Here is a 13,523-nt window from a genome sequence, read left to right as displayed (position 1 = left end):
TATCACCTGTGTAATCACAGGCTCTTATCTATGCCAGTAACGGTGCATAAATTTCTTAGAAAATGTTGAATACAACCCAACTCATAAAGTAGGCAAGGGCTGTCATGTAAATAAGCTGTACAACGGGCCATTTCCATGTGCGGGTTTCACGCTTTACAACGGCCAGGGTGCTCATGCATTGCATGGCAAGCAGGTAAAACACCATCAGGGACAAAGCCGTACCAAGCGTATATACTTTGCTGCCATCTTCGCGTTTGGCGCTTTCCATTTTTTGTTTCAGCGTACTGTCGTCATCTTCTTCCACGCTGTAAAGTGTAGCCATGGTGCCAACAAAAACTTCCCTGGCAGCAAATGAAGTGATCAACGCAATGCCGATTTTCCAATCGTAGCCCAGGGGTTTAATGGCAGGCTCAATTGATTTGCCGAGTATACCCGCATAAGAGTTCTGCAGTTTTTCAGCGCTATATTGTTTTTCCAGTTCGGCTTTGCCTTCTTCCGTGGTTTGCGAGGCCTGCAGTGCGGCATATTTCTGCTCCACTACATCCATCCGCGATGAAGGGCCATAACTGCTGAGGAACCAAAGCAATAAACTGATAACGATAATGATCTTGCCGGCATCGGTTATAAAAATGCGTGCTTTTTCCACCATTGTTATGCCTACATTTTTCCATCGTGGGGCACGGTAAACCGGCAGCTCGAGTATGAAGAAACTTTTCTCCTGCAGCTTTATAAAGAATTTCAACACGCTGCTTACAATAAGCGCCATTACGGTGCCCAGCAGGTAAAGTGCCATCATTACCAAACCCTGTAAACTAAGAAAGCCCAGATAGTAAGTATTGGGAACGACGAGTGCAATAAGAATGGTAAACACCGGTAGCCTTGCACTGCAACTCATGAGAGGTGTAACAAGAATGGTGAGCAGCCGTTCTTTCCTGTTCTCAATATTGCGTGCGCTCATAATGGCAGGTACGGCGCAGGCAAACCCGCTGATCATGGGCATCACGCTTTTGCCGTTCAGGCCAACCTTGCGCATGAGTTTATCGCTTAAAAAACTGATGCGCGCCATATAGCCGGTATCTTCTAAAATGGTAATGAGCCCAAACAATATCATGATCTGTGGTACAAACACAAGTATGCCATTGAGGCCCGCCAGCAAACCATTGGTAAGCAGGTCTCCCCACCATGCATCCGGTAAAATATTGTTGAACCAGCCCGTAATTTTTGAAAAGCCCCAGTCAATTGCGTCCATAGGAAACTGTGCCAGCCAGAAAATACTTTGAAAGAGCAGGAACAATACCGCAAGCAGGATAACATAACCCCAAAACCTGTGCAGCAATAAATTATCTAATTGTTCGGTAAACAGTTTTTTCTGCAAGGGGTCTGGCTCTACCACAGCCTGCTGCATGATCTGCTTTATACGCCCATACCGTTGCATGATTTCTTCTGCCTGCGTTTTGGTAGCATTAAACCTGGTATTTACCTCTATTTGCTCAATAGTTTCCTGCATGGCATTTGCCAGCGGAAAATTTTCATGGTTAATGAGGTAATGTATAGACGCGTAATCGCTTAATTGCGGGTATAGCTGCTGCACACCGGCAATAGCTTCCGGCGCCAGTTCTTTGTTGCCAATAAAATCGTATTTGTTGGCGATGAAAGCATCTTTCGATGTTTGCAGTAAAGCTTTTTTTAGCTGGGCAATGCCTTTATTCTTTCGTGGGTTTACAGGAATTACCGGAACACCCAGTTCTCTTTCCAGCCCCTGCACATCTATCTCAATGCCTTTTTTGCGTGCAATATCCATCATAGATAGTGCTACCACCACAGGATATTTGAGATCGATGATCTGGCTGCAGAACAGCAGGTTGCGTTTTAAATTACTGGCATCGGCCACCAGCAAAATCATGTCGGGCTTAATGTCTTCGTCTGCATCCATGAGTACTTTGTAAGCCACCCATTCATCTGCACGCCTGGGGTAAAGACTGTATGTGCCGGGAAGGTCAATAACTGCCGCTGATGTTTTATTCTCGAAACTGGTATAACCGGTTTTTTTGTCAACTGTTACACCGGGAAAATTGCCTACTTTCTGGTTAAGACCCGTAAGTACATTGAACAACGAGGTTTTACCACTATTGGGGTTTCCAACTAACGCGATATGTAAACCTGGATCTGGCAATAAAAGAATTTAGCCCGCAAATGTAGATGCAGTTTAAGGCATTACATTACGATATCGGGAGTTTGTATTTGTTAAAGCAGCCCTGCAAAAGGCAAACCGGCAATGGGCTTAACCAGAATGGAAACCCACTGCCGTTATTGTTATTTATTCTTTGTTAAGAATGCTCATTCATTTACTGTAGTACAAGAGTGCGACGCAACAGGCGCTGAATAGCAGTACTACTGCCGGGTACCAAAATAAATGCTATGCTATTGAATAACTCATGCTTCCATCTTTTTCATCTTTGAGCATAACACCCAGTTGTGCCAGTTCGTTTCTTATTTTATCACTGGTAACATAATCTTTGCGTGTCTTTGCTTCTTTGCGTAAAGTCATCAATATCTGCAACACGCCGTCCAGCTTTCCGTCGTCTGCAATAGTTTCATCTTTAAGACCAAATATATCTTCGATGTATACTTTCATTTTTTGCTGCAACTGTGCCCACACAGCGGCGCTCAGTGCATCTGAAGGAATATGTTTGTCTTTTATGCCGTTGATAACCGGTACGAGTTCAAACATATTGGCCAGCACTTTTGCAGTGTTGAAGTCATCGTTCATAAATTCATCAAATTCTTCCAGCAGTTTGAGCACTTTTGCTTCCAGCTCTTTATTGGCAGATACAGCATTGCCCGGTTGCAGTGCCTGCAGGTTTTCGTAAGATTCCCACAAACGTTTTAACCCTTTTTCTGCGGCCTGTAAAGCTTCATTACCAAAATCGAGCGTGGAGCGGTAATGTGTTTGCAGGATAAAAAAGCGAATGGTCATGGGTTGGTAACCCTGCTCCAGCATGGGATGATCGCCCGAGAAAAGCTGCGTAAACGTAATAACGTTATTGTAGCTTTTACCCATTTTTCTGCCGTTGATGGTGATCATGTTATTGTGCATCCAGAAACGGGCAGGTGTTTTATGGTTGCAAACGGTACTTTGTGCAATCTCGCATTCATGGTGCGGAAACTGCAGGTCCATACCACCGCCATGGAGATCAAATTCTTCGCCCAGGTATTTGGTGCTCATGGCAGAGCACTCAATGTGCCAGCCGGGGAAACCCTCGCCCCACGGACTTACCCAGCGCATAATATGCTCCGGCGGCGCATTTTTCCACAATGCAAAGTCTGCCTTGTTTTTTTTCTCTTCCTGGTTGTCAAGCTCACGGGTTGTTTCGAGCATGTCTTCGAGAATTCTGCCGCTCAGCATGCCATATGGTAATCCTTTCCTGGAATAATCGGTATTGTACTTTTCTACATCGAAATACACGGAACCGTTGGCAACATAGGCATAACCATCTGCAATGATCTTTTCGATCATCACAATTTGTTCTACAATATGGCCGGTTGCCGTAGGTTCTATACTGGGCTCCAGATTATTGAAAGCGCGCATGGCTTTATGAAACAGGCTGGTGTATTTGTGTACCAGTTCCATAGGCTCCAGTCGTTCCAACGCTGCTTTCTTGCTTATTTTGTCTTCCGCCTCGCGGCCCTCTTCTTCAAAGTGGCCGGCATCGGTGATGTTTCTTACATATCTTACTTTATAACCAAGGTGCAAAAAGTAACGGAACACCACATCAAACGTTATGTATGGCCTGGCATGGCCAAGATGGCTTTCGCCGCTTACGGTTGGTCCGCACACATACATGCCCACGTGGCCTTCTGTAATAGGTGTAAATACTTCTTTTTGCCGGGTTAATGAATTGTATATTTTAAGTGACATGCGTTTTAATTGAGATGGTCTTTATTGTTGCGTGTTGTATATGTGTTTATGGAAAGCAGGAACTATTGCTTTTAGCAACAGCAACAACAGCAATATTTGGAGGAGAGGATCATACTGTTGCGAAGATATTTTATTTTTTTAAACTTAAATCAGCCATTAAAAGATGATGATCGCTGAGGCCTTCGTCTACCAGTTCAAACTGCTTTACTTCAAAATTGTTATCCGGCAAAATGTAATCGATGCGCAATGTTGGCGCCAGGGCATTGAATGTTCTGCCAATGCCAAAAGAAGATTTTAGAAAAGCATCCTGTCTTTCTCCGCGTATATGAAAATAGGTATATGAGTTTGGTACGTCATTAAAATCGCCACATATAACAGATGGATGTGTACTGCCGGCAATGGTGTTTTTTACCGTTTGCGCCTGGTCTGCCCGGTTATAAAAGGCACCTTTCATTTTAGTGTAAATGTTTTCTGATGCTTCCAGCACTTCATCATCTGTCTGCTTTATTTTTTCGATATTCCTGTAATCTTCCTTGCTAAATGCAAAAGATTGAAGATGGGTAGTAAAAACAGTAATGGTATCATTGCCTGCCAGCAGATCTGCACGAATAAGGCTTTCCGGGTTTTTGCCCTTGTATGCTATACGTTCTTCATTTAGTATTTTATACCTTGAGAAGATAATAACGCCGGAATAATAAGTTCCCTGGTCATTCTTAAAATCTTTGGAGAAATAGTAATAAGGGTATGTTTTTGTAAACAGGCCAATGTTGTTGTAATTGGGGTCTTCCTTTGCAAAAATATTATTAAACTCCTGCAGGCAAACCACGTCTGCACCTGATTTATTGATCAGGTCTGCAATCTCTTTCCTGTTGCGTTGTTGTGTATAAAAGTTGGTACTTATGCCATACAGGCCACGCACATTCCACGACACAATACGGATGGATGTTGGTGCTTTTACTTCTTTAAAACCGGCAGCCGGGTGCCATGCGGCTATAACCACTACCTGTTTCCAGCCGATAGCCAATACAACTGCCGAAATAATGGCCATTTTAGGCTTGGCTATAAGCCAGAAAATGATATAAAAAAATAATATAATAACAAGATAGGGTACTGTAAGTGCAAGAAAACCTACCGGTGCCCATTCTGCCGGGCTTATGTATAAGGACAAACACGAAAGTAAAAACAGCAGGCAGCACAGTATGTTCAGTGAAAGAAACACCCATTTAGTAATCTTCCTGATAATACTTATTGCCATGCACCGAAGTTATAAGATGTTTTTTTGAAGTGTCAATTTACAGCAATGCAGAGAAGTAAATGCCGTGGGTATGGTTAAATATTTTTGCGGGCAACAGATCAATGGGCATCGCCTGTTGTGTCACTCACTTGTACGTTCGGTTTTTTATGGCGGCTGCAGCGATCTGCTCTATCACACAGCATTGCGGTATGGCCGGTTATTATTGTATAAATGCAGGCGGCTAAGGAGGTGGTCCCGCCAGGAATCGAACCTGGATCTGGAGCTTCGGAAACTCTTATACTATCCATTGTACTACGAGACCGCTAAATTGCTGCAAATGTAACTGTTCATTTTTATAATAACGAAAAGGGATGGGCGTTATCGCCCATCCCTTTTAAATTACTTTATTATAGAAAACTGTGCTGTTGTGCGAAGATGGTTTACTGCGTGCTGCAATATGTTTTACAGTACAGGAGTGCGACGCAACAGGCGATGCCACAACGCACCGCTGCCGGGTACCCACTATTTAGCCTGTACTTTAAGCGACACACTTAAATTATTACTTAATGAAACACTGCCGCCTCCAACTCCAAAATCTCTGCGGTTGATATCAAAAGATCCTTCAAACAAATAACCGCCGTTTGACGGCTTTACCGTAAAGGGAAAACTGATCTCTTTGGTAACACCTTTAATGGTCAGGTTACCCTTTATAGTATTACCCGTAACAGATGTGCTGGCAAAACTGATAAGCGGGTATTTTTCTACATTGAGGTATTCTTCTTTGCGCAAATGGTTATCGCGCATTTCAATACCGGTATTGACGGTTTTTGCATCTGCCGTAACGTTAAATACCGATGCCGCAGGGTTTGCAGCATCCCACTTAATAGTTCCCTTTAACCCTTTGATCTCTCCCCTGGTATTGATACCAAAATTTTTGATGGTAAATGTAACTGCCTCGGCGGTATCTACCGGCTTAAGTTCTGCAGATACAAATGCCATTGATGCAATGGCAATAGCTATGGTAGTAAAAATGGTACGCATATATTTTAAAAAATTAACGGAACAATTCCTGTACCGCTGCAGGCAAAAATACTTTAGTGGGCACACTGCTTACAAGTTTTAACTCTTCAACAGGATTTGTCTCATTATCAAGGAAGCGAAAAACGCGCTGAACCGGGTTTTTGCGAAACATATCTGCAAACACACGGTCTCCGCCCAGCTTGTTATTGCTTAAGACGTTTAAGAGCGTACTATCATACAACCCGAATCTTTTTTGCATAATATTTTGTAACACCTGCGGATGTTTTTGCTGCACCAGCTTTTCTATTACCGCATCAGAATGTTTTTGTATAAAACGGAAGGTATAACCGCTGCTGGCCTTCGTATTGCCGCCCGCAGTACCCAGGTTGATGACATTGCCACTGCCTTTACTAAAATGAAAATTGGTCATGGGAATAATGCCAAATTCGGTTTCGGTAACTATATAATCTTTAAGCTTTAAAAAATTGCTGATGTAGTGTTGCAAACCTTCGTCATATGCATGTTGCGGAAGCAGCGATTTGGTAAACAAAGTATACTCCACCAATGCCTTGTTTGCCGCGAGTGGCAGCACATAAACAAACGTGGTACCATATTGCTGGCTAACGCGGAAATCCATAAAAGTGGCAACACGTTCATCAAAAGCATTGGCGGGTGTTTCGATAAGCCAACCTTTAAAATGTTGCTGCAGATGGTAAAGTTTGCCTGCTGTTGCCGGTGGTGTATTTTCTTTAAAAAGTATGCTGTTGAAAACATACCGTGCAGTAAAAATTTCACCATCAATAACTACCGACGCGCCGTCATTGTTGCACGATACAGCTGCTACGCTGCCGTAGACGATCGTAACATTTTTATTTGCCGCAGCTTTCGATAGCACAAACCGGTAAAAATCGATGCCCCTGATCATTTTGTAGGTATAAGGTTCAATATCGAACCTGGCAGAAAAATGACCGGAGTAAAAATCTACCTGTTTCCATTTGTGGTGCACAACGTCTTCGAACATGCCGGGCTTTGTTTCCCAGAAGCACCAGGTACGGTCGTTGTGGTTCTTTTCAGCTTTGTCTGCTACAAGAATTTTCTTATTGCTAAAAAAAGGGTGCTGCATCATCCTGTATAACAAAGAAAGACCTGCGCAACCTGCACCAGTGATAATATAATCGTAATGTGTTTCCAGTAAAAAATATAAATGTGGAAGAAAAAAGAAGTGTAATGCCAATGTAAACAGGCTGCTTATACAGCCTTGCTCATCATGTTCTTCTTTTGTAAAGCTTCATCACGCTTTACTTTTTCCCAATATTGCTTTGCTACAAAGAGCAACCCGAAGCTTTCACCATCTTCTTTGCCAGTATGTTTGTGGTGCATTTTATGAGCCCAGCGTATGGTTTTTACATAGCGGTTATTGCTCCTCGTAAACCATTTAAAACGCTGGTGAATGATTACATCATGCACCAGGAAATAAGCAGCGCCATACATTGTTATGCCCGCACCAATACTTACAACCCACCATACTTCATACATCCATCCAAACATAATACAGAGCCATGCCGGTACGGCAAAGATCAGGAAGAAGGCATCGTTTTTTTCAAACGTATGCTTATGCACGGGGTTATGGTGGTCTTCATGCAAATACCACAAAAAGCCATGCATCACAAATTTATGCGTGCACCATGTTATGCCCTCCATCAGAAGAAACATACCAAGTGCTATTAACGGATAAATAATCCAGCTCATAAAAATGTTTGTAAAACGAGAAAAAACAATAACTGAATAATCAACAAATGTACCGCGAAAAGGTTGTCTTTCCTGAACTTCATCAGGCGGAAAACTGTTAACAAACCGGCACTTATTGCTAACCAGCAAATGTAGTTGAACAGCGGAATTTCACCTGCCGGCACCCATTGCCAGAATTGCAGTTCAATGGCCACAGGCTCCATCACCCAGTCAAACAACGTAGCGAGTAATGCAGCATCTGTAACAAACGAAAAAAATTGTACCGCTTTCGATGGTTGTGGCGCGCCGGCCATTTTTTGCATCACCCAAATACTTATGCTGTGCATAATGATGCCTGCACAAAAAATGGTCGTAAACCAGGTAATGCCAATAAGCAATGGCACATTATATACTTTCATGCCCATCACGTTGCCATAGGCGTAATCACCAAAAAGATAACCCGTATTAACACCAATTATTTCTACCGTTATACCCGTAATAAAGCACAATACAGCAAACAACCAGAACGAGGTGTTTTTACCGTCTTGTGTGTAAACAAGTAATGCAGCCATCAGTACAAGGTTCAGCGGCGTGTTATCAATAAACCATTGCCTGTATGGCGTAAAAAGCATACCAATGGCGCCACTTATATGAAAAAGTAATGCGAGAAATAAAGCGATGCGTTGTTTATTGTTATTCGCTAAAGTCAAGTAGTTTGTTTTTATTGGCCCAACTGTATTGCTACTATTATACATTGTTGCGTCGCACACTTGTACGGCTGTTTCATTATTCAGCATGGTCCGGCCAGGCTGTAGTTGTCGTACACGTTTTGCGTGTAACGTACATCAGGCAAACCTATAATCCTGTTGCACCATATCGCACATAATCTTTGCACTTTTAAGACACAGCGGTATACCTCCGCCGGGGTGTACGCTGCCACCTGCAAAGTACAGGCCTTTGATCTTCTTACTAAAATTTGGGTGCCGCAAAAAAGCCGCCATCCTGCTGTTTGAACTGGTACCGTATAAAGAGCCCATGTAAGATGCAGTTTTTTCCTCAATCAAAACAGGGTCCAATATTTCTTCTGCTTCAATAAGGGGTTCAACGTTTGTGTGTAATAACCTGTTTAGTTTTTGTATAATGGCAGCTCGGTACAATGCCCTGTACTTGCCCCAATCCTGTCCCACATTGGCAGGCGCATTTACCATCACAAACCAGTTTTCCTTATTTACCGGTGCCTGTATGCCGGGTTCACACTTGCTGGTAATATTTATGTAAACGGTAGGGTCTTCATAAACCCGTTTGTGTATAAACAGGTGATCAAATTCTTCTTTATAATTTTTGCTGAAGAATATATTGTGTAATTCCAGTTGTGGAAACGATGTTTTGATGCCCCAATAAAACACCAGTGCGCTGCTGCTTCTTTCCTGTTTTAATATTTGTGCCGCTTTTTGCTCCTGCTGCAACAGGTATTTATAAGTACCATATACATCCATATTACTTACAACAAGTGGTGCCTGGTAGGTTTCCCGGTCTGTCTCTACACCGGTAGCACGATTATTGTGTAGCGTAATTTTTTTTACCGGGGCGTCAAATACAAATGTTACATGCAGTTTTTTAGCCAGCTTATACAAAGCGTTGGTAATGCTGATCATTCCGCCTTTTGGATAGAAAACACCCTGGTTGTATTCAAGATGTGGAATAAGTGATAGCATACCCGGTGCCTGGTAGGGATTGCTGCCGTTATAAGTAGCATACCGGTTAAATAGCTGCACCGTACGTTCATCTTTAAAAGCTGTTTTATTTACTTTATGGAGCGTAGAAAAAAGATGTTTGCTTTTGACAGAAGTAAGTGCAGCCAGTACGGGCGCTTTGGTAAGAGTGTCTTTCCTGTGTAGTGAGTAATTTAAAAAAATAGTACCCACATTTTCATACAGGGTTTTTGATTGCTGTAAATATGTTTCTACGTTACTTATTTGCTCACCAAAAGCCTCGTGCAGTGTAATAGCTAATTTTTTTGCATCAGCCGCTGCGGTTAGCACAGTGCCATCTTCATAAAAGTATTTACAGGCATTCTGCATGGCACTGTACTGAAAATACGCTTCCATCGGCTCTCCTGCAAGATCAAAGAGTTCTTTAATATTTTCAGGTTGCGTAAATAGACTGGGTCCCGCATCAAAATGATAACCTGCCGATGAAAAACTGCTCAGTTTGCCGCCGGGGTAACCATTTTTTTCTAATACAGTTACTTCGAAACCTGAAAGGCTAAGTCTTATGGCACTGGCCAAACCGGCCACGCCACTGCCTATTACAATTGCCTTTACAGATACAGCCATTTAAGTGATTTGATGAAAATGTTTGTTTGTGTGGTATATCAGGCGGCATATTTTAATTTCCACCAATCCATAATACGGGGAAATGCTATGCCAAACCAAACAGTATATTTATGCGGGTAGTTTTGCAATGATACAGCAATCTCGTCCATAGACATGTAACAATAATCAAGCACCTCAGCCGGGTTAGGCTTTATGTCGCCTTCATAAAAACCGGTAAAAACGTGGTCATATTCATATTCAGTAAGCCCGTTATCAAAAGGTGCATTGTATATAAATTCAAAGGTCTTTTCCAGCTCTGTGTGAAAGCCCAGTTCTTCTCTTAACCTGCGTTGTGCTGCTTTTTCTGTAGGTTCTCCCGGCCGGGGGTGGCTACAGCAGGCATTGGTCCACAATTTTGGGCTGTGGTATTTTTTTGCGGCTCTTTGCTGTAACAGCATCTGTCCGTCTTCGTTGAAAATAAAAACACTGAATGCACGATGCAGCAATGCCTTTTGGTGTACCTCCATTTTTTCCATTACACCAACCTGCTCATCATTGTCATTTACCAGTATTACATTTTCCATTTAATAAAAATAGTTAGAAGCTTTCAGGCTGAAAAAAGTTTAGCATCTTGTTAAAGAAATGCCGCAGCGTTTTGTATAACATGCATGATAATTACAAAAGATTGAACTGGCTTCTAAGGCCGGCTTTTGCAACGATCATTGCTTTACCATAATTTGGAATTCTTACACGCTGCTCAAGAATGGTTTGCGGTTGCAGTTTCTTTATTTTACGAAACAGCGACAGGTAGTATTTATACGCGACATACACACCAAAACGCGCTTTCATAGGTAGTTTTAAAATGCCCGTAAAGGCATTGTCAAAATCCTGCTGAATATCTTTTTCTATGGCAAGTTTATCTGCTGTGGTAAAATTCCTGAAATCGCATTGTGGAAAATAAGTGCGGTCGAGGCTTTCGAAATCATTCTTTATATCCCGCAGAAAGTTTACTTTCTGAAAAGCTGCTCCTAAACTTCTTGCGTAGGGTTTTAGCTGATCGTACAATTGCTGGTTTCCTTCGCAAAAAACGTAGAGGCACATCAGGCCGACTACTTCTGCACTACCGTAAATATATTTGTCATACCCCGCTTTGTCGTACCGGCGTTTGTTGAGATCCAGCTCCATACTGCAGAAAAAAGCATCTACCAGTGCAAGATCAATATTGTAATAATTTACTGTTTCCTGGAAGCTGTGCAGGATAGGATTTAAGCTGATTTGTCTTTCAATGGCCAGATAAGTATCTTTCTTAAATTCTTCAAGCAATGTTGCTTTGTCCTGGTCATGAAATGTATCCACAATCTCATCTGCAAAGCGAACGAGACCATAAATATTATAGATATGTGGCCGCAACCCTTTATGCAACAGATTGATGGCTGATGAAAAGGAAGTGCTGTAACGCATTGTTGTTACACGGCTACATTCACGACTTGTTTCATGAAAAAGATGCATCATACATTGTTGGTTTCGCTGGTAAATATGTTACAAAGCATTTAATACCGTTTTTGACTGCCCCATTACAAGATCAACAATTACACGGCTTTTGCAAAAAGCCTTCGCTTTGATCTCCGCTGCTGCTCACACATGTTCCCGCAGTTGAAGAGTGCGACGCAACGAAAGCTTAATAGCAGCATTGACGCCGGGTACATAAAATGCTGTTTACAATAACTTGTACAATATCCCGATAATAACCATCAAGTGCATGAAAAGTTCAACACTTGTAAGTATAATATTCAACAAAAGGCAGATGAATTTTTATCAGCGGTCTTTAAAACTTTTGAGCACTTGTTTGGCTACAACCTCGCCACTGATTAAACTTGGTGGCACACCGGGACCGGGAACAGTTAGCTGGCCTGTATAAAAAAGATTTTTCACTTTCCTGCTTCTGCAGGCGGGTTTTAGGATGGCTGTTTGCATAAGTGTATTAGCCAAACCATAAGCGTTACCCTTAAAGGCATTGTATTCTTCTATAAAGTTGCTGTGGGCAAAAGTTCTTTTGTATATAATATGTGGCCTTATAGACTGCCCTGTGCGTTGCTCCATCCTTGTTACCACCTTATTGAAATAGTGGTCCCGTAATGCTTCATCATCATTTTCGAGGCCTGCAGCAACCGGTATAAGAAAGAAAAGGTTTTCGCAGCCATGTGGTGCAACGTTGTGATCGGTAACAGAGGTTGCAGAAACGTAAAACAGCGGGTCGGAAGGCCATTCTTTGGTTACATAGATTTCGCGGCCGTGTTTCTCAAAAGATGCATCGAAAAAAAGGCTGTGGTGCAATATTCCGTTCAGCCGTTTATTAAGACCTATATAGTAAATAAGGCACCCGGGCGCCATAACCCTGTTGTTCCAGTAAGTTTCAGAATATGACCTGTATTCGCCGGGCAACAAAGCACTTTCTATGTGATGATAATCGGCACCGCCTATAACCGCATCAGCAGTATATACAAGCGGTTTACCGTCATATTCTGCAATAACTTTCTTTGCTGCGCTGCTTTCGATGATTATTTCCTTTACCGAGTGATTAAAATGAAATCGTACTCCTAACTCCAATGCAAGCTGATACATAGCATTTACAATACTATACATACCACCTTCCGGGTACCATGTACCACCTTTTATGTCGGCATAATTCATCAGGCTGTAAAGAGCGGGTGTTTTCTCGGGCAATGCGCCAAGAAATAATACAGGAAATTCCATCAGCTGCCTGATGGAGGGATGTGTAAAGTATTTTGCAACGTGACTTTTTACAGAATTGAAAACATCGAGCCGGAAAATGCCTGTGAGCAGATCCCAATCGAGAAATTCGTTCAGTGATCTGCCAGGTTTATGTACAAGTTTGTTGATGCCCACCTGGTATTTGTAGGCAGCTTCATCCAGAAATTTGTCAAGCCTTGCACCGCTGCCCGGTTCCAGTTGTTCAAAAAGGTCTTTTAGTGCCTGGTAACCAGCAGGAATATCAAGCGTGCGTTCCTGCTCATAAATACGATAGGAAGGGTCGAGCCTGTGAAGTGTGTAATAATCGCTGACTTTTTTACCAAAGGCGTTGAAAAAATGCTCGAAGACATCGGGCATCCAGTACCAGCTGGGACCCATATCAAAAGTGAAGCCGTCTGCTTTTAACTGTCTTGCCCTGCCACCGGGAGTCGGTTGTTTTTCTAAAACTGTAACGTCACAGCCAGCTTTAGCCATGAAACATGCAGCCGAAAGGCCTGCAAAACCGCTGCCTATAACGATTATTTTTTTTTTCAAA

The 13,523-nt window shown here is 42.4% G+C and carries 11 protein-coding genes and 1 tRNA gene; all 12 read right to left on the bottom strand.

Going from position 1 to position 13,523, the window contains the following annotated elements; all coding sequences use genetic code 11:
- Positions 1 to 55: 55 nt before the first annotated feature.
- The 12 genes from feoB to I5907_RS05330 all read right to left on the bottom strand — a co-directional run bounded on the left by feoB (position 56) and on the right by I5907_RS05330 (position 13,522).
- Positions 56 to 2,173 (bottom strand): ferrous iron transport protein B, encoded by a 2,118-nt coding sequence (gene feoB, locus I5907_RS05385; RefSeq protein ID WP_196989694.1) that lies wholly within the window; start codon positions 2,171 to 2,173, stop codon positions 56 to 58.
- Positions 2,174 to 2,416: 243 nt separating this feature from the next.
- Positions 2,417 to 3,919: a cysteine--tRNA ligase gene (gene cysS / locus I5907_RS05380; protein ID WP_196989693.1), complete on the bottom strand. Its 1,503-nt coding sequence runs from the start codon at positions 3,917 to 3,919 to the stop codon at positions 2,417 to 2,419.
- 130 nt (positions 3,920 to 4,049) lie between these two features.
- On the bottom strand, positions 4,050 to 5,174 hold the full coding sequence (locus I5907_RS05375) for an endonuclease/exonuclease/phosphatase family protein (RefSeq protein WP_196989692.1): 1,125 nt from the start codon (positions 5,172 to 5,174) through the stop codon (positions 4,050 to 4,052).
- A 229-nt stretch (positions 5,175 to 5,403) separates the two neighbouring features.
- A tRNA-Arg gene (locus tag I5907_RS05370) sits at positions 5,404 to 5,475 on the bottom strand.
- A 200-nt stretch (positions 5,476 to 5,675) separates the two neighbouring features.
- On the bottom strand, positions 5,676 to 6,194 hold the full coding sequence (locus tag I5907_RS05365) for a YceI family protein (protein WP_196989691.1): 519 nt from the start codon (positions 6,192 to 6,194) through the stop codon (positions 5,676 to 5,678).
- A 13-nt stretch (positions 6,195 to 6,207) separates the two neighbouring features.
- Positions 6,208 to 7,407, bottom strand: a complete 1,200-nt coding sequence (locus tag I5907_RS05360; RefSeq protein ID WP_196989690.1) for a lycopene cyclase family protein — start codon at positions 7,405 to 7,407, stop codon at positions 6,208 to 6,210.
- A 14-nt stretch (positions 7,408 to 7,421) separates the two neighbouring features.
- Positions 7,422 to 7,922 carry a sterol desaturase family protein gene (locus tag I5907_RS05355; protein ID WP_196989689.1) on the bottom strand — a complete coding sequence of 167 codons (501 nt, stop codon included), beginning with the start codon at positions 7,920 to 7,922 and terminating at the stop codon, positions 7,422 to 7,424.
- Complete coding sequence (locus tag I5907_RS05350) at positions 7,919 to 8,611, bottom strand: carotenoid biosynthesis protein (RefSeq protein ID WP_196989688.1); 693 nt, start codon at positions 8,609 to 8,611, stop codon at positions 7,919 to 7,921. Before I5907_RS05350 ends, I5907_RS05355 begins: the two co-directional genes overlap by 4 nt.
- 135 nt (positions 8,612 to 8,746) lie before the next feature.
- The gene (gene crtD, locus I5907_RS05345) at positions 8,747 to 10,237 is read right to left on the bottom strand and encodes a 1-hydroxycarotenoid 3,4-desaturase CrtD (RefSeq protein ID WP_196989687.1); all 1,491 of its coding nucleotides are present in this window, start codon (positions 10,235 to 10,237) and stop codon (positions 8,747 to 8,749) included.
- Between the two features lie 38 nt (positions 10,238 to 10,275).
- Positions 10,276 to 10,800, bottom strand: a complete 525-nt coding sequence (gene idi, locus I5907_RS05340; RefSeq protein ID WP_196989686.1) for an isopentenyl-diphosphate Delta-isomerase — start codon at positions 10,798 to 10,800, stop codon at positions 10,276 to 10,278.
- Positions 10,801 to 10,891: 91 nt separating this feature from the next.
- A complete protein-coding gene (locus I5907_RS05335) occupies positions 10,892 to 11,728 on the bottom strand; it encodes a phytoene/squalene synthase family protein (protein WP_196989685.1) in 837 nt (278 codons plus the stop codon).
- 303 nt (positions 11,729 to 12,031) lie between these two features.
- The gene (locus I5907_RS05330; RefSeq protein WP_196989684.1) at positions 12,032 to 13,522 is read right to left on the bottom strand and encodes a phytoene desaturase family protein; all 1,491 of its coding nucleotides are present in this window, start codon (positions 13,520 to 13,522) and stop codon (positions 12,032 to 12,034) included.
- Position 13,523: the final 1 nt, after the last annotated feature.

The sequence above is a fragment of the Panacibacter microcysteis genome (genome assembly GCF_015831355.1).
Lineage (GTDB): Bacteria > Bacteroidota > Bacteroidia > Chitinophagales > Chitinophagaceae > Panacibacter > Panacibacter microcysteis.
This window is presented reverse-complemented; position numbering and strand designations above follow the sequence as displayed.

Bases quoted from the DNA above. Each gene is read 5' to 3' on its own strand.
- cysS (WP_196989693.1), bottom strand. From the start codon at position 3,919: ATGTCACTTAAAATATACAATTCATTAACCCGGCAAAAAGAAGTATTT.
- I5907_RS05365 (WP_196989691.1), bottom strand. From the start codon at position 6,194: ATGCGTACCATTTTTACTACCATAGCTATTGCCATTGCATCAATGGCA.
- I5907_RS05335 (WP_196989685.1), bottom strand. From the start codon at position 11,728: ATGATGCATCTTTTTCATGAAACAAGTCGTGAATGTAGCCGTGTAACA.
- crtD (WP_196989687.1), bottom strand. From the start codon at position 10,237: ATGGCTGTATCTGTAAAGGCAATTGTAATAGGCAGTGGCGTGGCCGGT.
- I5907_RS05375 (WP_196989692.1), bottom strand. From the start codon at position 5,174: ATGGCAATAAGTATTATCAGGAAGATTACTAAATGGGTGTTTCTTTCA.
- I5907_RS05355 (WP_196989689.1), bottom strand. From the start codon at position 7,922: ATGAGCTGGATTATTTATCCGTTAATAGCACTTGGTATGTTTCTTCTG.
- idi (WP_196989686.1), bottom strand. From the start codon at position 10,800: ATGGAAAATGTAATACTGGTAAATGACAATGATGAGCAGGTTGGTGTA.